At 55.8% G+C, this 23,139-nt stretch carries 20 protein-coding genes; 11 read left to right on the top strand and 9 right to left on the bottom strand.

The window, feature by feature from the left end:
• Window positions 1-151: 151 nt before the first annotated feature.
• Complete coding sequence (locus Q8A57_RS05660; protein ID WP_305170020.1) at window positions 152-628, top strand: RDD family protein; 477 nt, start codon at window positions 152-154, stop codon at window positions 626-628.
• 14 nt (window positions 629-642) lie between these two features.
• On the opposite strand, the gene lptG is transcribed toward Q8A57_RS05660, so the two are convergent.
• Complete coding sequence (gene lptG / locus Q8A57_RS05655; protein ID WP_305170019.1) at window positions 643-1,734, bottom strand: LPS export ABC transporter permease LptG; 1,092 nt, start codon at window positions 1,732-1,734, stop codon at window positions 643-645.
• Window positions 1,715-2,854 (bottom strand): LPS export ABC transporter permease LptF, encoded by a 1,140-nt coding sequence (gene lptF / locus Q8A57_RS05650; protein ID WP_305170018.1) that lies wholly within the window; start codon window positions 2,852-2,854, stop codon window positions 1,715-1,717. The genes lptG and lptF overlap by 20 nt, the downstream gene beginning before the upstream one ends.
• A 105-nt stretch (window positions 2,855-2,959) precedes the next feature.
• On the opposite strand from lptF, the gene Q8A57_RS05645 reads away from it, so the two are divergent.
• From Q8A57_RS05645 to Q8A57_RS05630, 4 genes are all read left to right on the top strand, one after another.
• Window positions 2,960-4,447, top strand: a complete 1,488-nt coding sequence (locus Q8A57_RS05645) for a leucyl aminopeptidase (protein WP_305170017.1) — start codon at window positions 2,960-2,962, stop codon at window positions 4,445-4,447.
• Window positions 4,444-4,869: a DNA polymerase III subunit chi gene (locus tag Q8A57_RS05640; RefSeq protein ID WP_305170016.1), complete on the top strand. Its 426-nt coding sequence runs from the start codon at window positions 4,444-4,446 to the stop codon at window positions 4,867-4,869. Before Q8A57_RS05645 ends, Q8A57_RS05640 begins: the two co-directional genes overlap by 4 nt.
• A 55-nt stretch (window positions 4,870-4,924) precedes the next feature.
• Window positions 4,925-5,380: a hypothetical protein gene (locus Q8A57_RS05635; protein ID WP_305170015.1), complete on the top strand. Its 456-nt coding sequence runs from the start codon at window positions 4,925-4,927 to the stop codon at window positions 5,378-5,380.
• Window positions 5,381-5,463: 83 nt separating this feature from the next.
• Window positions 5,464-8,235 (top strand): valine--tRNA ligase, encoded by a 2,772-nt coding sequence (locus Q8A57_RS05630; protein ID WP_305170014.1) that lies wholly within the window; start codon window positions 5,464-5,466, stop codon window positions 8,233-8,235.
• Between the two features lie 60 nt (window positions 8,236-8,295).
• On the opposite strand, the gene lysS is transcribed toward Q8A57_RS05630, so the two are convergent.
• From lysS to cueR, 4 genes are all read right to left on the bottom strand, one after another.
• Window positions 8,296-9,822: a lysine--tRNA ligase gene (gene lysS / locus Q8A57_RS05625; protein ID WP_305170013.1), complete on the bottom strand. Its 1,527-nt coding sequence runs from the start codon at window positions 9,820-9,822 to the stop codon at window positions 8,296-8,298.
• 39 nt (window positions 9,823-9,861) lie between these two features.
• Window positions 9,862-10,957 (bottom strand): peptide chain release factor 2 gene (gene prfB / locus Q8A57_RS05620; protein WP_305170011.1). Its coding sequence is split into 2 segments (ribosomal slippage): window positions 9,862-10,884 and window positions 10,886-10,957, totalling 1,095 coding nucleotides; the frame shifts between segments, so codons are not numbered across the junction.
• A gap of 124 nt (window positions 10,958-11,081) precedes the next feature.
• Window positions 11,082-12,221: a permease gene (locus tag Q8A57_RS05615; RefSeq protein ID WP_305170010.1), complete on the bottom strand. Its 1,140-nt coding sequence runs from the start codon at window positions 12,219-12,221 to the stop codon at window positions 11,082-11,084.
• Window positions 12,222-12,225: 4 nt separating this feature from the next.
• Window positions 12,226-12,621 carry a Cu(I)-responsive transcriptional regulator gene (cueR, locus tag Q8A57_RS05610; RefSeq protein ID WP_305170009.1) on the bottom strand — a complete coding sequence of 132 codons (396 nt, stop codon included), beginning with the start codon at window positions 12,619-12,621 and terminating at the stop codon, window positions 12,226-12,228.
• A 142-nt stretch (window positions 12,622-12,763) separates the two neighbouring features.
• Here cueR and Q8A57_RS05605 point away from each other — a divergent pair, with 142 nt between their 5' ends.
• Both Q8A57_RS05605 and Q8A57_RS05600 read left to right on the top strand, forming a co-directional pair.
• Window positions 12,764-14,371 (top strand): multicopper oxidase domain-containing protein, encoded by a 1,608-nt coding sequence (locus tag Q8A57_RS05605; RefSeq protein ID WP_305170008.1) that lies wholly within the window; start codon window positions 12,764-12,766, stop codon window positions 14,369-14,371.
• Window positions 14,368-15,054: a copper resistance protein B gene (locus Q8A57_RS05600; RefSeq protein ID WP_305170007.1), complete on the top strand. Its 687-nt coding sequence runs from the start codon at window positions 14,368-14,370 to the stop codon at window positions 15,052-15,054. Before Q8A57_RS05605 ends, Q8A57_RS05600 begins: the two co-directional genes overlap by 4 nt.
• A gap of 13 nt (window positions 15,055-15,067) precedes the next feature.
• Here Q8A57_RS05600 and Q8A57_RS05595 read toward each other — a convergent pair whose 3' ends face one another.
• Together Q8A57_RS05595 and Q8A57_RS05590 are read right to left on the bottom strand one after the other, a co-directional pair.
• On the bottom strand, window positions 15,068-17,569 hold the full coding sequence (locus Q8A57_RS05595) for an ABC transporter permease (RefSeq protein WP_305170006.1): 2,502 nt from the start codon (window positions 17,567-17,569) through the stop codon (window positions 15,068-15,070).
• Complete coding sequence (locus Q8A57_RS05590) at window positions 17,566-18,255, bottom strand: ABC transporter ATP-binding protein (RefSeq protein ID WP_305170005.1); 690 nt, start codon at window positions 18,253-18,255, stop codon at window positions 17,566-17,568. Before Q8A57_RS05590 ends, Q8A57_RS05595 begins: the two co-directional genes overlap by 4 nt.
• 182 nt (window positions 18,256-18,437) lie before the next feature.
• On the opposite strand from Q8A57_RS05590, the gene Q8A57_RS05585 reads away from it, so the two are divergent.
• The 4 genes from Q8A57_RS05585 (at window position 18,438) to Q8A57_RS05570 (ending at window position 22,319) form a co-directional block, all read left to right on the top strand.
• Window positions 18,438-19,043 carry an arylesterase gene (locus tag Q8A57_RS05585; RefSeq protein ID WP_305170004.1) on the top strand — a complete coding sequence of 202 codons (606 nt, stop codon included), beginning with the start codon at window positions 18,438-18,440 and terminating at the stop codon, window positions 19,041-19,043.
• Between the two features lie 69 nt (window positions 19,044-19,112).
• The gene (locus Q8A57_RS05580) at window positions 19,113-21,008 is read left to right on the top strand and encodes an ATP-binding cassette domain-containing protein (RefSeq protein ID WP_305170003.1); all 1,896 of its coding nucleotides are present in this window, start codon (window positions 19,113-19,115) and stop codon (window positions 21,006-21,008) included.
• Between the two features lie 375 nt (window positions 21,009-21,383).
• Window positions 21,384-21,755: a hypothetical protein gene (locus tag Q8A57_RS05575; RefSeq protein ID WP_305170001.1), complete on the top strand. Its 372-nt coding sequence runs from the start codon at window positions 21,384-21,386 to the stop codon at window positions 21,753-21,755.
• 192 nt (window positions 21,756-21,947) lie between these two features.
• A complete protein-coding gene (locus Q8A57_RS05570; protein WP_305170000.1) occupies window positions 21,948-22,319 on the top strand; it encodes a hypothetical protein in 372 nt (123 codons plus the stop codon).
• A gap of 24 nt (window positions 22,320-22,343) precedes the next feature.
• On the opposite strand, the gene Q8A57_RS05565 is transcribed toward Q8A57_RS05570, so the two are convergent.
• On the bottom strand, window positions 22,344-23,111 hold the full coding sequence (locus Q8A57_RS05565) for a glutamine amidotransferase (protein WP_305169999.1): 768 nt from the start codon (window positions 23,109-23,111) through the stop codon (window positions 22,344-22,346).
• Between the last annotated feature and the right edge of the window lie 28 nt (window positions 23,112-23,139).

Raw genomic sequence — 23,139 nt, 5'->3', positions numbered from 1 at the left:
GCCACAGGCCACTTCCCATAGGCCTGATTTTATAGGCCGCCTGCCAAGGCGGCCTTTTTTTATCTGCGTTCTGCATAACCCATAGTACGAATTCTGAAACGCCGAAGAGTTTGCTAGACTCCCCCAGCCCAGAACTAACCGGAATAAAACCTTGAACCTAGAAACAAACACTGCCCTGCCTCCGGCCTCCCTCATCAGGCGACTGATGGCAATGATCTACGATGCATTCCTGCTGCTGGGTATCACCTTTGCGTACGGCGTGGTCGTGTTCCTGTTACGCAAGTTATTTGGCGACGATACTCTGCAAGCACCCCACGGTGCATTGCAGGCTTTCATTCTGCTTGGACTCCTACTTTGCTGGGCGTTTTTCTATGTCTGGTGCTGGCAGCGCAGCGGGCAAACCCTGGGCATGAAATCATGGCGTATACAGTTGCAGGCTGAAGATGGCAGTCTGCCCGACTGGAAAATCTGCTGGATTCGCTGCCTGCTTGCGCCCATCTCACTGGCAGCATTGGGTATTGGATACTTCTGGTGTCTCTTCGATAAAAATGGCGACTGTCTGCACGATAAGTGGAGCCATTCCCGTACTCTGCTGTTACCGAAGCCAGCGAAAAAGAAGAAAGCGTAAAAATAAACCGATTGTCAGGATGCCCGACGTAATAGCCAGAGGCCAATCAGCGCGCAGATGAGTGCCGGAAAAGCCACAGCAAGAAACGGGTAAAAACCAAACACAACGCTGGCGGGCCCCAGCAGGTCCTGAGCGGTGCGGAAAACCAGTCCTACGACCACACCGGCAAAAATTCGATAGCCCATGGTGACCTGCCGCAAGGGGCCGAAGACAAAAGAAATCGCTATCAATACCAGGCTCACGATAGTGAATGGCTGCAGCGATTTTTTCCAGAAGGCCAGCTGGTACTTGGACGATTCCTGGCCCTGCTCTTCCAGATAATTGCTGTAGTTGTAGAGACTGTGGATGGCCAGGGACTCCGGCGGGAACACGATCAGGTTCAGTAATTCCGGCGACAAATTAGTTTCCCATTTGCGGGTCACAAACTCCTCGACATCAGTGCGATCATCTAGAAAATTAGTCACCACACCACGCTCTTCCACCCAATGCTCACCCTGGAAGGTGGCGCGCTCGGAGAAGCTCGCCTGCAACAGGCGGTGATCCTCGTTGAAGCGGTAACGGGTGACACCGAACAACACTCCGCCCGGGTAGACTGCATTGAAATGCATGAAGTCGTGGCCTTCCTTGTTCCAGAAGCCGCTATCAGTTTCCTGGGCGCTCTCACCCCCCTTTAACAACATGCGACGACTCTCTGCATATTGGTCTGAGAAAGGAACGAGATATTCACCCATCAGGGCACCCGCCAGTATCAGCCAGAGAATGGGGCGGATGACGAGCCAGACGATGCGCATCACCGAGACCCCAGCAGCACGCATGACCACCAGCTCGGAATTATTGGCAAGCATACCGAGACCGATAAGGCAGCCGATCAAGGAGGCAATGGGAATATTTTCGTAGATGCGCGATGGCAGAGTCATCGCCACATAAATCATCACCTGATTAAAGGTGTAGTTGTTGGAGATATCCCCCACGCCATCAATCACCGCGCCGATCGCATCCAGCGCCACGATCACCAACAGCACTAGGGAAATGGCCCCCAACACCGATGCCGTCACATAGCGAGACAGTCGCGGCATGGGCTGGTTATCACGAAGCAGTTTCTTCATGACCGGCCTCCTTCTTCATCTGCCTGACTCTGACGATCAAACCTTTTATTTGGTCACCCAGCTCCCTGCAGAAGTAAATCACTGCAGCAATGGCCACAAACAATAAATGTACGCTCCACAAACCGACGATGGCCGATACTTTGCCATCCTCTGCCATGCCCCTGGCACCGTTCAACATCACCAGGTACACCACATACAACAGCACGGCCGGCACGATCCGGGCAAAGCGACCCTGTCGTGGGTCTGTCTTGCTCAACGGAATGGCGATCAGACTGACCACCAGCACCAGAATGGGAACCGACAACCGCCATTGCACGGCGGCCTTATGAGCGGGTTGATCGGAGTCCAGCAACTCGACGGTGTACATAGTGTCCACCTTGTCACGACGCCGCGGCTGCGGGGGTTTGCCCAGTCGCTGGCCGTATTCCTCAAACCGTGTAATCTGGTAATCCGCCTGCCCGGGGTTTCCCTGGATGCGGAAGCCTTCGCGCAACACCAGGAAACTCGCGCCCTGCTCCGTGCGGCGATGATGGCCACTCTCGGCAATCACCAGCACCAGCTGGCGGCCGTCCTCGGCATCGGGGTTGTTTTCGGCAAGAAATACATCGGTCATTTCCCCATCCTTGGTGACTTCCTCGGTATAAGTCACCGAGCGACCGCCCGAGAGAGGGTGAAAATGCCTTGCCATCAGACCATCCAGCTCGCCCCGCTCTTTCTGTGCATTCAACAACGCTTCCGCTTTGCGCAAACCGGTAGGGCTAACATCAACACTCAGCCAGCCAACCACCATGGCAATAATGACACCGGGAATCATCGTATAAACGATCAGCCTTTTCGGGCTCATACCACAGGCGACCATGACCGTCATTTCGCTCTGCACGTAGAGGCGTCCGTAGGACAGTAATATCCCAAGGAAAAATGCCAGGGGAAGAATCAGCTCAATGAACCCCGGCAGGCGATAACCGATAATAGCGAGCAAAATGCCGGCATCCAGTTCACCGGCGGCCGCTTGCGCCAGGTACTTCACAAACCGGCCACTGACGATCACCAATAGCAAAACAGCGCAGACACCCAGGGTGGTGGAAAGCAGGTCTCTTGCCAGGTAGCGAAATATCAGCAACGAATTATTCCTGTTATGCTTGGCCGATGTTAATGGGAGTTGTTGACACAATTATCCAGAATTAGACTCCCGATGTCTCGTACTCTCTGCCACTCTGGAGAACCCATGGAACTGAATGCCCTTACCGGGTCCCTGTCTACCCGCAAAACTGAATGCCTGGCCGTCGCCTTTGGCAAAGATGGTCTCGACAATGCCGAACTGAATTCGCTGGACAAAGCCAGTGGCGGACTGATTGCCCGACTGGGGAAAAAGGGAGACATCAAGCCGACACACAACAATTTCCTCATGATCAGCGAGCCGCCCGGACTGGCCGCCCAACGCCTGCTCATATACAGCACAGGTAAAGACACACTCAACGAACAATCGTTCCTCGAACTGCTTTCGGGTCTCGCTGGCCAGCTAACCAAGTTGCCAATCAAATCCGCTGCTGTTTCCCTGGAAGGTGTCGAGGTCAGCGACCGTGACACCCCCTGGATGGCACAACAGCTAGGCCGCCGCCTGGGAGAAGCCAGTTACCTCTTTAACCCGTTCAAGTCTGCCGACAAGAAACCCACCACCCTGAAAAAAGTCTCCCTGCTTCAAGCAGGACGCCCAGGGTTGGATGCCAACAAACGTGCCCTGGCCATCGGCACGGCCATCGGTAACGGCATTAACCGGGCAAGGGAACTAGGGGACCTGCCGGGCAATATCTGTACCCCCTCATACCTGGCCACCCAGGCAAAAAACCTGGCAGGCCATTACAGCAACATGACCTGCAAAGTACTCACAGAAAAACAGATGCAGGACCTGGGCATGGGTTCCCTGCTGTCGGTCACGGCGGGAACCGAACAGCCAGCAAAAATGATAGTACTGGAATACAAGGGCGGCACACGTGGCAGCAAACCGGTGGTGCTGGTGGGCAAAGGGGTCACGTTCGACTCCGGCGGCATCAGCCTGAAGCCCGGGGCTGGCATGGATGAAATGAAATACGACATGTGCGGCGCCGCCAGTGTTTTTGGCACTCTCTCCGCAGCCGCAGACTGCCAGCTGCCCCTCAACGTTGTCGGCATCATCCCCACGGTGGAAAACATGCCCAGTGGCCGGGCCACAAAACCCGGTGACATCGTCACCAGCATGTCCGGGCAGACCATTGAGATTTTGAACACCGATGCTGAAGGACGTCTGATTCTCTGCGACGCCCTGACCTACGCCGGTCGTTACAAGCCCTCCGTAGTGGTCGATATCGCCACGCTGACCGGTGCCTGTGTAATGGCCCTGGGCAGTCATGCCAGCGGACTGCTGAGCAATGACGATCCGCTGGCCGAGCAGCTGGAAACAGCCGGCAAAAACAGCGGCGATCGCGTCTGGCGACTGCCGCTGTGGAAGGAATATGACAAGCAACTGAAGAGCAACTTCGCCGATATGGCTAACATCGGTGGGCGCGAGGCCGGAACGATCACGGCTGCTTGTTTCCTCGGCCGCTTCACTAAAAACTATCGCTGGGCGCACCTGGATATTGCTGGCACTGCCTGGAATAGTGGTGCCAATAAAGGGGCTACCGGCAGACCGGTACCCCTGCTCATGCAATTTCTGCTGGAGCAGGCCGCACAGTGACCCACGTTAATTTCTACAAGTTGTCGGGGGATTTCGACGCAGCCCTGGTACTCGCCTGTCGTCTTACGGAGAAAGCCTTTCAGCAGGGCTTGCAGGTGTTGTTGTACACCCCGGACGAGGCGACCTCCCGGCAACTGGACGAACTGCTATGGTCCTTCAAGCCCAGCGCTTTTTTGCCCCATGCCGTGGAAGCGACCCCGGCATCTGACATCGCCATCAGTCACGGCGATGATCCCGGCGAGCACCACGGCATTCTCATCAACCTAGCTGACGAAGCACCCGGCTGGTTCTCACGTTTTGAGAAGACCATTGAAATCGTCTACGATGAGCAGCAGGTAATTGACAGTAAACGTGAGCGCTTTCGTTTTTATAAAAGTCGCGGCTACCCGTTGCAGTACCACGACCTGAGCAAGCCAGAATAATTGATGTGCTGTCGACACCTACTGTTCCGGCCACAAACCATCAGAGGTTCCTGCCTTGACCGACAATACAGGCAAACAGGGCGACACCCAGAAGCACCTTATTGAGGAGCTGGATCAACTGCACTTTTCCCTGCACGATGGCGAGGAATTGCAGCGTGACATTCCACTGTTGAACGAACCACTGCAGCCCGATGAAAACGACTTCGATCTCGACATTCCCATCCTGACCGACAGCTGCGACGACGAAACCCCGCCAGAGCAGTCTGCCGATTCGCCCCTCGCCAATACAGGCGCTGAATATGCAACCGCTGAAGATAGCCTCTCAACACCTGCCGGTGATAGCTCCATAGATGCCACCGACGAACTGGACAGCCTGCTGGATGAGCTGATCGCCGATCATCTGCCAAAGCTTGAAGAAAAACTTCGTGGCCGCCTGCGGGAAATGATTCAACAGGGTCAACTGGACCTTCTGGACAACCCTGATCTCAATAACCACGTCGACGAAGGCTGACCTGATCATTATAATTCCCGCCTTCATCTGTCCCTGCCACAGTGGCGGAGCGCACAGTAATTTCCCGGCCCCTACGAGTAAACATGGAAAAGACCTTCAGCCCCCAGGACATTGAAACCAAGTGGTACCAGACTTGGGAAAGCAACGGCTACTTCAAGCCCAGCGGTGACACCTCGGCCGACCCCTACAGCATCATGATTCCACCGCCGAATGTTACCGGCAGCCTGCACATGGGACACGGCTTCCAGGAAGCCATCATGGATGCCCTGATCCGCTACCACCGCATGCTCGGCAACAACACCCTGTGGCAAGTGGGCACCGACCACGCCGGCATCGCCACTCAGATGGTTGTAGAAAGATTGTTGGGCGCCGATGGCGTGTCACGCCACGATCTGGGCCGAGAGAAGTTCATCGAGAAAGTCTGGGAATGGAAAGAAGAATCCGGCGGCACCATCACCCGCCAGCTGCGCCGCCTCGGCGCGTCTCCGGACTGGTCGCGCGAACGCTTCACCATGGACGACGGCTTCTACAAGGCCGTCCAGGAAGTCTTCATCCGCCTCTATCGGGACGGCCTGATCTACCGCGGCAAGCGACTGGTGAACTGGGACCCGAAACTTCACACCGCCATCTCTGACCTGGAAGTGATTTCCGAAGAGGAGAGCGGCCACCTGTGGCACTTCAAATACCCACTCTCAGACGGCAGCGGCCATCTGGTGGTGGCTACCACCCGTCCGGAAACCATGCTCGGTGACACCGCCGTGGCGGTAAACCCCGACGATGAACGCTATCGGCACCTGATCGGCAAGACCATCACCCTGCCCCTCACCGAACGCGAGATTCCAATCATCGCCGACAATTATGTGGATATGGAGTTCGGCACCGGCTGCGTGAAAATTACCCCGGCCCATGACTTCAACGATTACGACATGGGCCAGCGCCACAGCCTGCCGATGATCAATATCTTCGACCACAACGCCCACCTCAACAGCCAGGTGCCCGAAGCCTACCGGGGCATGGAGCGCTTCGAGGCCCGCAAACAGATCGTTGCCGATCTGGATGCGCTGGGGCTGCTGGAAAAAATCGACGACCACAAATTGAAAGTACCCCGCGGCGACCGCTCCGGCGTAGTGATCGAGCCTTACCTGACCGACCAGTGGTACGTGAAAACCGCCCCGCTGGCAGAAAAGGCCATCGCCGCCGTGGAAGACGGCAGCATCCAGTTCGTGCCCAAGCAGTACGAGAACATGTATTTCTCCTGGATGCGCGATATTCAAGACTGGTGTATCTCCCGCCAACTTTGGTGGGGCCATCGCATTCCCGCCTGGTACGACGAAGAAGGCAATGTCTATGTGGGCCGCAGCGAGGAAGAGGTACGCGCGCATCACGAGCTCGGCGATATCGCCCTGACCCAGGACGAGGACGTGCTGGATACCTGGTTCTCCTCCGGGCTGTGGACCTTTGGCACCCTGGGCTGGCCCGACCCCACCGAATTCCTGAAGACCTTCCACCCCAGCAGCGTGCTGGTGACAGGCTTCGACATCATCTTCTTCTGGGTCGCCCGGATGATCATGATGACTCTGTATTTCATGGACGAAGTGCCATTCCACACCGTCTACGTGCACGGCCTGGTACGCGACAGCCAGGGTCAGAAGATGTCCAAGTCCAAGGGCAACGTGCTCGACCCCATCGATCTGATCGATGGCATCGACCTGGAGTCACTGGTGCAGAAGCGCACCGCCGGTATGATGGTCCCGCACCTGCGGGAGAAGATCGAAAAGCAGACCCGCAAGGAATTCCCCGACGGTATTTCCCCCTACGGCACCGACGCCCTGCGCTACACCTATTACTCGCTGGCCTCCACCGGACGCGATATCAACTTCGACGTGGGCCGTATCGAGGGCTTCCGCAATTTCTGCAACAAGATCTGGAACGCCGCCCGCTACGTGCTGATGAACACCGAGGGGCAAGACTGCGGTCAGGACGGCAGCACCGATTACCAACTGTCCCTGGCGGATCGCTGGATCATCAGCCGCCTGCAGCAGGCGGAAAAGACCGTGGCCGAGGCCGTCGCCAGCTACCGCTTTGACCTGGCCTCGCAGGCGATCTACGAATTCATCTGGAACGAATACTGCGACTGGTATCTGGAGCTGTCCAAGCCGGTACTGTGGGATGACAACGCCGACCCCGCGTTGAAGAAAGGTACCCGTCGCACTCTGATCCGCGTTCTGGAAACCACCCTGCGCCTGGCACACCCGCTGATGCCCTTTATCACCGAGGAAATCTGGCAACAGATCAAAACCCTGGCCGGTGCCGAGGGCGATACCATCATGTTGCAGCCCTACCCTCAGGCCGACGATAGCCACATCGATGATGCCGCCACCGCAGACATCGAATGGCTGAAGAAAGTCATTATCGGCATCCGCAATATCCGCGGCGAAATGAACATTGCTCCCGGCAAGCCACTGCCCATCTATTTCAGCAACGGCAGCGCCGAGGACCAGCGCCGCCTGGAAGGCAACCGCCAGTTCCTGTGCAAGCTGGCCAACCTGGACACCATCCACTGGCTCAACCCCGGTGACGAAGCGCCCATGTCCGCCACCGCCCTAGTGGGCGACACGGAGATTCTGGTGCCCATGGCAGGACTAATCGACAAGGATGCAGAACTGGCCCGCCTCACCAAGGAAGTGGACAAGCTGCAAAAGGAACTGCAACGGGTTCAGGGCAAGTTGAGCAACGAAAAGTTTGTGGGCAAGGCACCGGCAGACGTTGTTACGAAGGAGCGAGAAAAACTGGCAGACATGGAAGCGGCGCTGGGTAAACTGCAGCAACAACAGCAGGCGATTGCAGCGCTCTAGGGATTGCCCTCCCCTGTCTGACAACACCTATGGCCCGGTCCGCGAGACCGGGCCATTTTTTTATTCCGGTCGCATATGGGGGAACAAAAGCACATCCCTGATAGAAGGTGAATCCGTCAATAACATGACCAATCGGTCAATACCGATACCTTCACCAGCGGTGGGTGGCAGGCCGTACTCCAGGGCGCGAATGTAATCCGCATCGTAGTGCATGGCTTCATCATCACCGGCATCCTTCTCTTCCACCTGGGCACGGAAGCGCGCCGCCTGGTCTTCGGCATCATTGAGCTCCGAAAAGCCATTGGCGATCTCGCGGCCACCAACAAAAAACTCAAAGCGATCGGTCACAAACGGATTGCTGTCACTGCGGCGCGCCAGAGGTGAAACCTCGGTGGGGTATTCGGTGATAAAGGTTGGCTGGTCGAGGCGGTGCTCGACGGTTTTTTCAAAAATCTCGATCTGCACCTTACCCAGCCCCCAGTTGTCCTTGAGGGGGATATCCAGGTGTTCGGCAATTTCCCGAGCGCCTTCCTCATCGGCCAAAGCTGCTGCGGAAAGGTCCGGATTGAAGTGCAGAATAGAATCAAACACTGACAGGCGACGGAAAGGCTCAGCAAAGTCGTAGCGGGTTTCCTGCAGCACTTCGCCCTCGGCATTCTTGATGGTGCTAACCACTTCGGTAGTGCCCAAAACTTCCAGGGCCATCTTGCGCAACATATCCTCGGTGAGGTCCATCAAGTCGTTATAGTCCGCATAGGCCTGATAGAACTCCAGCATGGTGAATTCAGGGTTGTGACGAGTAGAAAGACCCTCGTTGCGGAAGTTGCGGTTGATTTCGTAAACACGCTCAAAGCCACCTACGACCAGACGCTTGAGATACAGCTCCGGCGCGATACGCAGGTACATATCAATATCCAGCGCATTGTGGTGGGTCACAAAGGGCCGTGCGGTAGCGCCACCGGGAATCACCTGCAGCATCGGCGTCTCAACTTCCATAAATTGCTGGCCGTTGAGGTAGCGACGAATAAAGTCGATCACTTGTGAGCGCACCCGGAACAGGTCGCGGATTTCCGGGTTGACGATCAAATCCACGTAGCGCTGGCGGTAACGCAATTCCTGGTCAGCCAGGCCGTGATATTTATCGGGCAGTGGACGCAGGGATTTGGTGAGCAGCTGGAACTGCTCCATATTGACGTACAGATCACCCTTGCCGGATTTGTGCAGAGCACCGGAAATACCCACGATATCTCCCAGATCAACACCCTTGGCAAAGGCACGGGCCTCCTTGGTGACATACAACTGGATGGTACCGGACATATCCTGCAGCACCATAAAGGCACCGCGGTTACGGATCACCCGACCGGCCACACTGACCTGATACCCCATCGTTTCCAGAGCTTCCTTGGAGTGCTCACCAAAACGCGCCTGCAGATCAGCCGCCATATGCTCACGGTTGAAATCATTGGGGAAAGCGCTGCTCCCCTCTGCCGCTGACTGCTGACGAATTTCCGCCAGCTTGGCGCGGCGCTCGGCGATCAGTTTGTTTTCTTCGGCCTGGTCAGTGGTCTGTTTCTGAGTATCAGTCATTATTTCTGCAACTTTGTCTGCAACGTGAATTGGCCGGATTTACAACCCGGCTTTGAGTGAGGCTTCGATAAAGCGATCCAGATCGCCATCCAGCACAGCCTGGCAATTGCTGGTCTGCACATTGGTGCGCAGATCCTTGATGCGCTGATCATCCAGCACATAGGAGCGAATCTGGCTGCCCCAGCCGATATCTGACTTGGTGTCCTCTACCGCCTGAGCAGCTTCACTGCGCTTCAGCATTTCCTGTTCATACAGTTTTGCACGCAGCATTTTCCAACATTTGTCACGGTTCTGGTGCTGGGAGCGTTCGCTCTGGCACTGCACCACAATACCCGAAGGCATGTGGGTCAGACGCACCGCCGAATCGGTTTTGTTAACGTGCTGACCACCGGCACCGCTGGCGCGGTAGGTATCCGTGCGCACATCCGCCGGGTTGATATCGATCTCCACATTATCGTCAATTTCCGGAGAGACAAATACCGAGCTGAACGAGGTATGACGGCGGTTACCGGAGTCAAAAGGCGATTTGCGCACCAGGCGATGCACACCGGTTTCCGTGCGCAACCAGCCGAAGGCATATTCACCCTCAAAGCGGATGGTGGCACTCTTGATGCCCGCCACTTCACCGGCAGAACACTCTTCCAGAGTGGTCTTGAAACCTTTGTCGTCACCCCAGCGCAGGTACATGCGTAGCAGCATTTCTGCCCAATCCTGGGCCTCAGTGCCGCCAGAGCCAGCCTGGATATCCAGGTAGGCATTGTTTTCATCCATCTCGCCGGAAAACATGCGACGGAATTCAAGCTTCTCCAGTTGCGCGGAGAGTTGAGAAATCTCGGCCTCAATATCGGCTACCGCATCGGCGTCTTTTTCCTCCACAGCCATATCCAGCAGTGTCGAAGCGTCCTCAATGCCTGAATCGAGATTTTCAATGGTTTCCACCACCAGCTCCAGAGAAGCTCGCTCCCGACCCAGCTGCTGGGCACGATCCGGATCGTCCCAAACGCCGGGGTCACCGAGTTCCAGCTCGACTTCGGTCAGACGGTCTTTTTTGTTGGCGTAGTCAAAGGTACCCCCTAAGCACGTCGGTGCGCGCCTGAAGGTCTTCGAGGGTATTCCGGATCGGGTTAATTTCCATGGAAAAAGGCCAAATAGGTGTGGCAAAACAGGGACGCGATTCTACCGGATTCCAGAGCGGTTCTCTAGGGATCGCCCACGGCGAAGCAAACCACACCGCACAAAGACATCACTCGACCTACAGGCTAGGCAAACTGGTTCAATATCCACCCCATTACCAGCACCTGCGGCAAGCACACCAGAGGTAAAAACAGGGCAATCTTCCAGGATTTTGTCAGGTCGCGGATCACCATCACCTCGGTGTAATCTGTCGCTACCCCTGCCATCAGAAAGGCGAACCCGTTACCGGGAGCTGCGGCGCGGGTGACGATATCCGCAGCTATAGGCGTCGACCCCTCTGAGCAAACCTCGATAATGGTGGCTGCCAACATGGTCAACAGCAACCCCACCACGGTCGGGCCAAACAGGGCCTGATAGGTATCCATTGGCACAAAAGCACGAATCGCGGTAGCCAGCACAACACCAAAAAATAGCCAGCGAAACACCATTTTTGAGCCTTTCAGGCCGTCCCACAGCAGCGAGCCCAGACCTTTGGGTGACACCCGAACAGATTTCAGCACAACACTCATTTGGTGACCAAAGCCTTCTGCTGGGCGATCATCACTGGGCGTATGGGGATTACCTGGCAGAACCCCTTGACTCACCAGGCGATCAAATATCAGGCCGGACACAATGCCGATCAGCATGGAGAGTGCGATAAAGGCCAGCGTCCAACCCAGACCGATCAAGGCCACCAGAATGATGGTCAGAGACAAGGAGTTCCAGGGGCTGGCAATGAGAAACGCCATCAGCTGACCTAAACTGGCGCCGCGTTCGTAAAGCTTGGCCCCCACCATCAGAATGCCGTGACTACACAGGTCGAGCATCAGCCCGGCAAGGGTTGCCCTGGCAATACCGCCCACCGTGCCGCCTTTGCCGAGAGCCGACATCACCAACTCTCTCGGCACCCTATCCAGCAGGCCGACAAAGAAAACTGCAGCTAACAGCCCCCACCACATCTGGTTAATCAGCTCGTAAACGCCCGACGTCATCACCACCAGCCAGTCGGGCAACTCCGGGTGGCCATCCACCAGCCAGTAGAGCACATAGCAGAACAGGACAATGCCGCCCGACACCCACAACAGGTAGTCCGGCCGCTGCTTTTCACTATGGCACGGGCCACTTTCTCCCTGCGGCTTTGGCTTGGGGCCACAACACCCGCCAGACATTTCAGGCTTTGGTGGCTGTTCTGACTCGTTTTTTTTGGAATGGCAATGTTCGCTCACCGGTTTACTCCGTGTCGCTGGCCAGTTTATTGATAATGGAACATTCGGGGCTGTCGTCGCCGGGACATTTTTCCAGCAGCTCACTGAGCAAGGTTTTCATTTCCTGAAGTTCGCGGATATGGCGGTCGATATTCTGCACCTTCTCCGTGACCAGCTTATGCACCTCGGCACTGCGCCGTTGCGGGTTGGCCCACAGCGCAAGTAGTTCCCGGCATTCTTCAACAGAAAAGCCAAACTGCCGGGCATGGCGCAGGAACCAGAGCTGGCGGACATTGCCTTCACCGTAATCCCGATAGCCGTTGGCTTGCCGCCGGGGAGAATCCACCAGACCGATACTTTCGTAATAACGAATGGTCTTCGCATCCAGACCCGTGCGAAAAGCGACTTCACTGATTTTCATAAGTCACCTAATACATGTCTTGCCTTCACTTTAAACATTACAGCAACTAGAAGGTCAAGCCATTAAATCCGTCTATTGACCTTCCAGCCGGTGGAAAGTCTAGTATTTGACTGTATCCGATGAGGTCTTGAATTCACTCACAATGAAATATTGTCTTAAATACCTGCCACTGCTATTCATCGCCTGCGCGTTGAGTCCTTCGCTGCTGGCCGCCACCCACACCGTCGATCTGACCATGCGTTACGAAACAGTCACCCTCGGGGAAAAACCTGTCCGGGCGATTACCGTGAACGGCCAGATACCGGCTCCAGAACTACGCTTCACCGAAGGTGATGACCTCATCATCAATCTCCACAACGAACTCGATGAACCTGGCTCCATTCACTGGCACGGTCTGCTGGTGCCCTACAAGATGGACGGTGTTCCCTGGGTTTCCATGCCCCCCGTGATGCCCGGTGAAACATTCCAGTACCGTTTTAACCTGCAACAATCCGGCACTTACTGGTACCACTCCCACAGCAAATTCCACGAGCAGCGCGGGCTCTATGGCGCATTTATCGTGGAACCAAAAAAAGAGCCGCTGGCATACGATCGTGAAATGACACTGATGTTGTCTGACTGGGCCGACCGCAATCCCGATGAAACCTATCGCAACCTGAAAAAGGACGGCGATTACTACAAACAATTTCACCCCAGCTGGAAATTCTTCTGGGACGAATACCGCAAAGCTGATGAAGCGGGAAAAAAACAGGTTCGCGAGACTATTGCCCACATGCAGCAGATGCGCATGGGCGTCTGGGATTGGGGCGATGTTGCCTACGACGCCTTTCTGCTTAACGGAAAAACCCCAAACCAGCCCTGGACAGAACAAGTTGTGCAAGGGGAAACCGTGCGGCTAAGAATTATTAACGGTGGTGCCAGCAGCTACTTCAATCTGCGAATTGACGGTGCCGAATACTTTACCGTCGTCGCTGCAGACGGCCAGCCCGTTGAACCTGTTAAGGCCCAGCGATTGTTGATGGGCATGGCAGAAACCTATGACATCCTGCTCAAAATTGATGAAGACAAGCCCTACTATGTCTACGCAGAATCCCAGGACCGCACCGGACACGGTATCGCCACCCTGAAAACCCGCCCCGATCAGGCCGACTCCGCTGAACTGCCAGCCTTCAATGACCCCTGGTTTACTGAAGAGCACAACCACCACGATATGGCAGGAATGGACCAGGATCACGACATGGCGAAGATGGATCATAGCCAACACTCAGGGCATGACATGTCATCAATGGCAATGACAACACACGTGCCGGAGGCAGTGATCAAGCTGGATTACAACCATCTACGGGCCACCTACGAATCTCATCGCCAGCAAGAACCGGCCATCGACATCACCCTGCGCCTCACTGGCAACATGGAGCGCTATATCTGGTCCTTTGATAACGTGCGCTTTGAAGATGCCGAACCGATCCTGTTTGAAGAGGGAAAAACCTACAAGCTGACCCTGATCAACGACACCATGATGCATCACCCCATTCATATCCATGGGCACTGGTTTGTAATGGATACCGGCAACGGCAATCACAACCCCCGCAAACACACTATTGACGTACCTCCCATGGGGAAACGGGTGGCATGGATCAAAGCTGAGGCAAATGGAAAATGGTTGTTCCACTGCCATAATCTCTACCACATGAAAGCTGGCATGACGCGGCTGATCAACTACCACAACATGGTGGAGGACGAAGAATGAGCCTCCAAAGATTATTACTTCTAGCCACAGCGCTGATTCCCCGACTGTGCACAGCGGATATGACCAGCGGCAGCTGGTTCCACCGTACCGACGTGGAGATTATTCGCCAGCACGATGAGAATAGCTGGGAACTCGATACCCGCTATCTGGGAGGCCCGGATTTCCACAAACTACTGATAGACATGGAGTCGGAAATCACCGATGACCGGCTCGAAGATCTGGACATGGATATTTTTTATGCGCGCCCTTTTGGCCGATACGGCCTGTGGAAAGGTGGCATCAACTATCGCTACCGCCCCGCTGCGGATATCCGGCTGGGTGCAGGGTTGGAATACCTTTTGCCGTATTTCATCCACACGGATCTGGTGTTCTATCAATCGGACGATCATGCCGAAACAACCCTGGAAGTCGAGCGCAAGTTCATGCTCACCAACCGCTGGGGGCTATTACTCAAGTTTGAAACACTCTGGTCCAGCAACGAAGTCGAGGCACAGGAACTCAGTGAAGGCTGGAATAGCTTAGAACAGCGCACCAGCTTCTTTTATCAACCTAACGCACAGCTTAGAGTGTTTATCGAATACCGGGTGGAGCGCCTCTGGGATGACCGCAAGGAGATGGCGCGTGACGAAGGTGAACACACCAGCGAGGAAGGATTTTTCCTCGGCGCAAAAATAATGTTCTAAACCTCGATACACCTCAGAGATTTGACAATACCTGCAACGGTGGCTGAGTTATCGAGCGGCGGGTATATGCCACACCCAGACTGGCCACCAGCAATGCCCCCACCAACGGCCCGACCACCCACAATTCCCAGTGCAGACCGAAAGGCGCTTCAAACATGCGCTGCTGTAACAGGAATAGCGCCAGCTCTGCGCCACTGGCGGCCAATAATCCGGCCAGCCCACCCAGAACACCAAACTCCAGCGACTGAATCGCAAGAATCCGTTTGCCGGTGCTGCCCAGGGTGCGTAACACCGCACTTTCCTGCAGACGCTCTGACATGGACAGTTTTACCGCCGCAAGCATCACCAGCACACCACAACCCAGAATCAGCAAGGTCATCAGTTCCAACCCATGAGTGACCTGGGACACCATGGTGCGGATTCGGTCAATCACCATGTCCAGCTCAATCACCAGCACTGTCGGGAACTGGCTGAGCAGGTCGTTTACAAAAGCTTTCTGTTCTGGTGGCAGGTAAAGGCTGGTCATAAAAATGCGGGGGAATTTTTCCAGGTAGCCCTCGGGAAACAGAATATAAAAATTGGGAGTCATGGTGTCCCAGTTGAGACTGCGGATACTGGTCACCACACCGTCAAACGTCAGGCCACCCACACTGAAAGTCAGCCGACTCCCCAGAGTGACACCAATTTCCTCTGCCAAGTCCTCCTCAATGGAAAGCGGCGCTACGCCCTCGCCATAACGCTCTGCAAAGCCTTCTATCTGCGGCCACCAGAGCCCTTCCTCCACAGCATTTCCCTGCGGCAGTTCTTCGGTCCAGCTGAGATTGAGTTCGCGGCGCAGTGCTTCATTCTGGTCAATCAGCTCTTCCGAGGGGGTCTCGCCATCGATCAGCGTGATACGCCCACGCACCATGGCATACCAGCCCACCGTGGTGAGGTCGTTGTCTGCCAGCAGCTTTTCAACGCCCTGCAACTCGTAGGGGGCGACATTCACCAGAAAGTGGTTTGGAGCATCCTCGGCCAATTGCCAGCGCCATTCTTCCAGCAGCGTGGTGCGGATCATCACCAGTGTCATCAGAATTGCCATGGCACCCGCAAACCCGGCCAACAACACCAGGCTCTGTATTCTCCGCCGCCACAGGTTGCTCAACGCCAATCGCCAGACACTTCCCACACGGGCGCCCAGCCGGTTGAGTTGCCGCAGCAACAACCAACCCGGCCCCATCACAGTAGCGGCAGTCAGCGCCAGTCCGCAGAGTACCGCCAACCCCATGGCGAGATTCTGGCTATACCAGAGCAGCAGCAAGGCCACCATGGCAACGCCAATCAGCAATCGTTTTACAACACCCACAGGATGCAGCGACACATCCCGGCGCAAAACCGCCAGCGGCGACAGTGAAGGCAGATGCCACAATGCCGGCAGGGCAAATCCCAGCAAACTCAACAAGCCGGTGGCGATACCGGTAAACCAGGGCCGCCATCCCGGCGTCGGCAGCATGACCGGTAACAACTCCCTCACCAGCACGATCAGCACTTCATGGATTAACCAGCCCAGCAACAGGCCCAGCAACGAACCGATCACACCCAGCAACAACACCTGCTGGCCATACAACTGCCGCACCCGGCTGGCGGAGACACCCCAGCTTTTCAGTAACGCCACGGTGGATGTCTGCCCCTCCGCAAAGTGGCGGCTGGCCAACGCCAGGGCAATGCCCGCCAGAACCACACCAAGGCTGCCAGCCAGCAACAGGAAACGCCGTCCCTGGGTCAGGGTATCGGCGAGTCCCGCCTGTGCTTCATCGGGCGATAGCAGTCGGTCGTGCACCGCCAGCTGGGGTTCCAGCCAGCCCAGATAATCTTTCAACAGCGCATCTTCTCCGGCCAGCAGCAACCGGTAATTGACCCGACTGCCGGGCTGTATCACTCCGGAGGCCGCGAGGTCATTCCAGTTCATCAACACCCGGGCGCCAAACAACGAAAAGGAGCCGCCCCGGTCCGGCTCTTCAACAATTACCCGGCTGGCCCGCAGTCGAACTTCGCCCACTTCCAGTGAATCGCCAAGGGACATATTCAGCAGTGGCAGCAGGCGGCTATCCACCCAGACTTCGCCGGGCGCCGGTCCGTGATCCAGTTGCTGCATCTCCGCAACGTCGGTGGAAAATGGGGTGTCAGACAGGGTCAGCAATCCGCGCAGCGGGTAATTCGGTTCAACCACCTTGACCGACGCCAGGTGGTTGTAATCACCGCTGTAAACCATGGAGGCGAACAACGCCACGTTGGCTGTTTCCAAACCGCGCTGCTGCGCCTCCGCCTGCCATTCAGTCGGCATTTCCCGGCTGCTGCGCACCTGTGCATCCGCCGCCAGAAAATGGCTGGATTCTTTCACCAGGGCGCGTTCCACGCGATCGGCCAGCAGGGCAACAGAGGTCACCACTACCACTGCCATCACAAGTGCGCTGAATACCAGCCCCAGCTGGCCACCGCGCCAGCTACGCCATAACAGCTTAAGAGCCATCATCCGGCAGCGACCCGCCCGGCGGTTTCAGTGTCCACGATACAGCCTGCCTGCAGTGTGATACGACGATGGCAGCGGTTGGCCAGTACCTGTTCGTGGGTCACCAGCACCAGCGTGGTGCCCGCCTCGGCATTGAGCTGAAACAACAGATCATTGATGGCTTCACCGGTTGCGGTGTCCAGATTGCCGGTGGGTTCATCGGCAAACAGTATTTTCGGTTGGCTGGCAAAGGCACGGGCCAGGGCTACGCGCTGTTGCTCACCACCGGAAAGCTGTCGCGGGTAATGGCTCAACCGTTCCCCGAGCCCAACACGCTGCAAATATTCGGTGGCCATCACCAGTGCATCCCTGTCTCCCCGCAATTCCAGTGGCAACGCCACATTTTCAAGCGCCGTCAGGCTGGGCAACAGGTGGAACGACTGAAACACAAAGCCCACATAGCGGGCGCGAATGGCCGCACGGCCTTCCTCGTCCATTGTCGTCAGGTCTTCGCCGTTAATCTTTACCTGACCACTGCTGGGCAGGTCCAGCCCCGCCAAAATGCCCAACAGGGTGGACTTGCCCGAGCCAGATGGGCCGACAATAGCCAGCGCCTCGCCTTCGGCAACAGCGAGGTTGATGTCATCGAGAATGCAAAGACTTCCGGCAGATGTGTTCACCGTTTTGTTGATACTGCTGGCTTCAATCATGAAATACCTCGGTTAGCGTCCTTCCATTTACCCGAAAAAGCCCCGGCGTTTTACCCAAAAAAGCCCCGGCACTGTATACGAGAATGTTGAGCCTGTGTTTAACGCCGCATTGACCACACAGATAGAAAAGCAACAACCTGCTAGACTGTATGACTTCTCATCCACCATCAAGCTCTTCTCCCATGTTGCGTTCACTACTGCTCATTCTGTCCCTGCTGTTCAGCCTGCCCGGCTTCAGTGCCACCCTGTTGGTGCTGGGCGACAGTATCAGTGCTGGTTACGGTGTCGACCGCGGCAAGGGCTGGGTGGAACTGATGCAACAACAACTGCGCAACGAGCACCATGTTGTCAATGCCAGTATCAGTGGCGACACCACCGGTGGCGGCCTGTCCCGACTCGATACCCTGATAGAGGAACACGCGCCGGATTTTGTGCTGATCGAACTGGGGGGCAATGACGGCCTGCGCGGTTACCCCATCCATCGCATCAAGGAAAACCTGCGCGCCATGATCAACCTCATCCGCCTGGCCGACAGCCAGCCGATTCTGTTCAGCATGCGCATTCCACCCAACTACGGCAAGCGCTACAGCGAGCAGTTCTCCAACGCTTATTCCGACATTGCCGAAGAAGAAAATGTCCCACTGCTGCCGTTTCTTTTCGAAGATATCGCAGCCAACCCCGACCTCATGCTGGATGACGGCATTCATCCCAGCGAACAGGCACAACCATTGATTGCCGAACGCACCCTGAAATTACTCACCCCGCTCCTTAACGGGGATGAATACTGATCACTGCTGGCTGACACCATTCTCTGATAGAATCCGCGGCCTTCTCCACTTGCACAAAAACCGAGTGCCATGAGCCTGATCCGCATTGACGATATTTCCATCGAGTTTGGCGATGTGCCATTGCTGACCCATGCCAGTCTTACGGTGGAAACGGGTGAACGGATCTGCCTGATTGGCCGCAATGGCGCCGGTAAGTCCACCCTGCTGAAAATCATCAACCGGCAGATCAAGCCGGACCACGGCGAACTTCACTATCGCCAGCACCTGCGCATCAGCCAGTTGGAGCAGAACCTGCCCGGTGGTCTGGAGCGCAACGTGGCGGACGTGGTGAAAGAGGGCCTCGCCGACCAACAGGCGCTGATCGACCAGTTCCACCAGCAGTCGAGCCAGACACTGGACAAGGCTGGTATGAAAGCCCTCGAAGACCTGCAGGCGGCCATCGACGCCGGTGGTGGCTGGCAAATCGACAAGCAGGTGGAAACCATCATCAGCCAACTGGAATTGCCCGCCCACAAAACCCTGGCGGAGCTGTCAGGCGGCTGGCGCAGAAGAGTCGCGCTGGGCAAGGCACTGGTTTCCAACCCGGATGTGCTGCTGCTGGACGAGCCCACCAACCATCTGGATATCAGCACCATCGAGTGGCTGGAACACCGGGTGCGCGGTTACCAGGGCGCGGTGATCTTTATTACCCACGACCGCAACTTCCTGCAGCGCCTCGCCACCCGCATCGTCGAGATCGACCGCGGCCACCTGGTGAGCTGGCCCGGCAATTACCAGAACTACCTGCGCCTCAAGGAACAGGCCATTGAGGAAGAAGAAACCCGCAACGCCCTGTTCGACAAGAAGCTGGCAGAAGAGGAAACCTGGATACGCCAGGGCATCAAGGCCCGCCGCACCCGCAATGAAGGCCGTGTTCGCGCCCTGGAAGCCATGCGCGACCAGCGTGAGCAACGCATCAAGCGACAGGGCAAAGCCAAAATCAGCGTCGAAACCGCCGAAAACTCTGGCCGCAAGGTTATCGAGGCGCGCAGCCTGTGCCACAGCTACGGCGGCCAGCAACTGATCAACAACTTCAAAATCAAGATCATGCGTGGCGATCGCATCGGCCTGATCGGCAATAACGGGGTGGGCAAATCCACCTTGCTGAAAATTCTGTTGGGACAGATCGAACCGGACCAGGGCTCGGTCAAACTCGGCACCAACCTGGAAATCGGCTATTTCGACCAGATTCGCCGGGAGCTGGATACCACCAAGACCATTGCCGAGAACGTTGGCGACGGCAAGGAATACATCAAGCTCAACGGCAAGGACCGCCACATCATCGGCTACCTGCGCAACTTCCTGTTCTCACCAAAGCGTGCCATGACTCCGGTCAGCGCCCTGTCCGGCGGGGAATGCAACCGGGTTCTCCTAGCCAAACTGTTCACCCGCCCCACCAACCTGCTGGTGCTTGACGAACCCACCAACGACCTCGATGTGGAAATGCTCGAAGTTCTCGAAGAACGACTGGTGGAATACCAGGGCACCCTGATTATCGTCAGCCACGACCGGGAATTTCTCGACAACGTGGTCACCAGCGTGCTGGTGTTCGAGGAAGACGGCAGGATCGAAGAATACGTCGGCGGCTACAGTGACTGGGTGAAACGTGGCAAGCACCTGAAAATTGCCGACACTATCGACCACCCTTCCGGCCACATGGTGGATCACGACACCACCAGCGAAGCCAAAAAGAAACCCTCGGGCAAACTCAGCTACAAACTGCAACGGGAACTGGACATGTTGCCCGAGCTGATCGACCACCTGGAAACCGAAATTGCCGCTCTGGAAGAACAGACCGCCGACCCGGATTTCTTCAACCGCCCCTACACAGAAACCCAACCGATTCTCGACGAGCTGGGCAAAAAACAGATGGAACTGGATCAGGCCGCCGAGCGCTGGGTAGAACTGGAAGAAATGAAAAGCTGACAGTGGCTGCAGTTAAAAAATTATTAATTTTTTAACTGCCTCACAAAGCCATATTCATAAATGTAATTATCTGAAATTCTTATAATTAGCATTCCCAAAAGTCATGTTTTTTAGCAGTAAAACCGGCTTTTTTAGATAGTCCTTTCTAAAAAAATTCCTCATTCTTAAATACACGCTAAAGCAAACGTCTTTAGCAATATCGTTCTTTAACGATGGTTTTATTAACAACTGCTGTATTGACAACTGCTGTATTGAAAACCGACAGCCCGGCGCGCCACTGAGGGATTGTGCACCCCGAGTACCACGACCACCCCCTCTCCACAGTTTCAGCGTGCGCAGGCCCAGGCAGTGACGGATTATCTGCGAGGTATTGCCATGTCAAAGCTAATGAACAACTTGTTAACCACGGGCATGACGGTAGAAGTCATGGACCCCAAACACCCCGACTCCGAGCACAAAGCCTCGTTTATGGGCAAGGTCTACCAATGTGACCAACAGCATGTGCTCGTCAGGGATGCCGAAAACCACACCTATGACGTGTTTCTCGATGAAATCCTGTGCGTGATGAATTACGAGAGCAACGTTTCCAGCTACTGCCTGCGGGTTGGCGAAAACGGTTATGACGTGGTGTGTATTCTGCCCACAGGCATGGTCGAAACGCTGGCCACGGGGTTGGATAACGTCACCGCAACCCATGTGACTGAATTGTTATCCCAACCTGCAGTGAAGCAGCGAATTGCCGCCTGACGATGATGCGACGCAATGGCACCGTTTTTATCTTTCGGACAGCCATTGCAAGCACTCAGGTCCAACGTAGCCGCTTTCGGGGCTAAAAACCCCGAACGACCCTTTTTCTCCACACGGTTATCCGCACATTACGCCTTTCAACTTCTGCCGATATGACAAGTGAAGGCATGACACACACTGTGAGGTATCGCCATGACGAAGCAACTGCACCACATGATCACCAAGGGGACACGCGTAGAGATCGGCGCACCAAAACATCACCAGTCGACGCACTCGGATTCATTCCTGGCTGAAGTCTGCTACTGCCATCAGGACCACGTGCTCGTCAAAGATAGTGAAGACCACACCATCGACGTCTTTCTCGATGAAATCGTCTGCCTGAGAAGCTACGAAGGCAATAATCCCTGCTACTGCCTGAGAATGGCCGAACACGGCTACGACGTGGTGATCGTACAGTCCACCGGCATGGTGGAAACATTGAGCTCGTCCATGGATAAAGCCATGGCCACCCAAATCCTCGACATGCTGAAACAGCCTGCAGAAATTCTCTGGGTTACTGCCTGATTCAAGACACCACTAGATTATTTTTTATCCGACTTCCCGGGTTGCACCGGGGAGGACATAGGCCGCCACAAAACGCCTTAGAATTTCCTGTGCGAACGGCGTGGGTTTCCTGCTCACTGCTTCTACCAACTGTTCCGCTTCTTCTGGCAGAAAATAGCCATGGTGCTTATAGGCATCAATCCGTAGCGTGAACTCGGCGGCATCCCCCTCCGGATGAAATTGCGTGGCGTAGACATTGTTGCCAACGCGGAACATCTGCACCGGGCAAGCCTGCCCAGTCATCAGCAATGCCGCCCCTGCCGGGGTTTCGTCACAGGCCTCCTTGTGGCCGAGCAGCACGTCAATCTTGTCAGGAAAGTCCACCAGCAACTTATCCCGCTTGCCCTCTTCCGTGATATCCAACTCCACACAACCCACCGCTTCACCATAACGGCTGGAAATACCGGCACCGAGATAATTGCCCAATAAGCCGTTGCCCGAGCAGGCGCCGAGAAAGGGAAAATCCTGGGCAATCACCTGTTGCAGCAAGCGCTGAAAATCCGCCTCCACCTGCAACTGCTCTGCGGACTTTTTCTTCAGCGGTGTGCTGATATCGAAGGGGCTGCCACCGACCAGAATTGCCGAGTAATTATCCAATTGCAGGTCAGCGGGAATGCCGTAGCGCTCTATGCGAATCCTTTCCGTCATGGATGCGGGTAACTGACCGTATTTCAGGAAACAGGCGTATTCGCTGTCAGCAATCCGGTCCTCGGGGCGCAGTTGCAGCACCAGCAGGGGCTTATTCTCGGTCATGGTTAGAGAGTGCCTATAAGAAAATCGA

This window comes from Porticoccus litoralis (genome assembly GCF_030676955.1).
GTDB classification, from domain to species: Bacteria; Pseudomonadota; Gammaproteobacteria; order Pseudomonadales; family Porticoccaceae; genus Porticoccus; species Porticoccus litoralis.
Note: the sequence above shows the minus strand (reverse complement) of the source record. Positions and strands in the feature narration are given on the sequence as shown.

Coding starts and splice junctions, on each gene's coding strand:
- Q8A57_RS05630 (WP_305170014.1), top strand. CDS start 5,464: ATGGAAAAGACCTTCAGCCCCCAGGACATTGAAACCAAGTGGTACCAG.
- Q8A57_RS05600 (WP_305170007.1), top strand. CDS start 14,368: ATGAGCCTCCAAAGATTATTACTTCTAGCCACAGCGCTGATTCCCCGA.
- cueR (WP_305170009.1), bottom strand. CDS start 12,621: ATGAAAATCAGTGAAGTCGCTTTTCGCACGGGTCTGGATGCGAAGACC.
- lptG (WP_305170019.1), bottom strand. CDS start 1,734: ATGAAGAAACTGCTTCGTGATAACCAGCCCATGCCGCGACTGTCTCGC.
- Q8A57_RS05575 (WP_305170001.1), top strand. CDS start 21,384: ATGTCAAAGCTAATGAACAACTTGTTAACCACGGGCATGACGGTAGAA.
- lysS (WP_305170013.1), bottom strand. CDS start 9,822: ATGACTGATACTCAGAAACAGACCACTGACCAGGCCGAAGAAAACAAA.
- Q8A57_RS05605 (WP_305170008.1), top strand. CDS start 12,764: ATGAAATATTGTCTTAAATACCTGCCACTGCTATTCATCGCCTGCGCG.
- Q8A57_RS05565 (WP_305169999.1), bottom strand. CDS start 23,111: ATGACCGAGAATAAGCCCCTGCTGGTGCTGCAACTGCGCCCCGAGGAC.
- Q8A57_RS05585 (WP_305170004.1), top strand. CDS start 18,438: ATGTTGCGTTCACTACTGCTCATTCTGTCCCTGCTGTTCAGCCTGCCC.
- Q8A57_RS05645 (WP_305170017.1), top strand. CDS start 2,960: ATGGAACTGAATGCCCTTACCGGGTCCCTGTCTACCCGCAAAACTGAA.
- Q8A57_RS05590 (WP_305170005.1), bottom strand. CDS start 18,255: ATGATTGAAGCCAGCAGTATCAACAAAACGGTGAACACATCTGCCGGA.
- Q8A57_RS05570 (WP_305170000.1), top strand. CDS start 21,948: ATGACGAAGCAACTGCACCACATGATCACCAAGGGGACACGCGTAGAG.
- Q8A57_RS05580 (WP_305170003.1), top strand. CDS start 19,113: ATGAGCCTGATCCGCATTGACGATATTTCCATCGAGTTTGGCGATGTG.
- Q8A57_RS05595 (WP_305170006.1), bottom strand. CDS start 17,569: ATGATGGCTCTTAAGCTGTTATGGCGTAGCTGGCGCGGTGGCCAGCTG.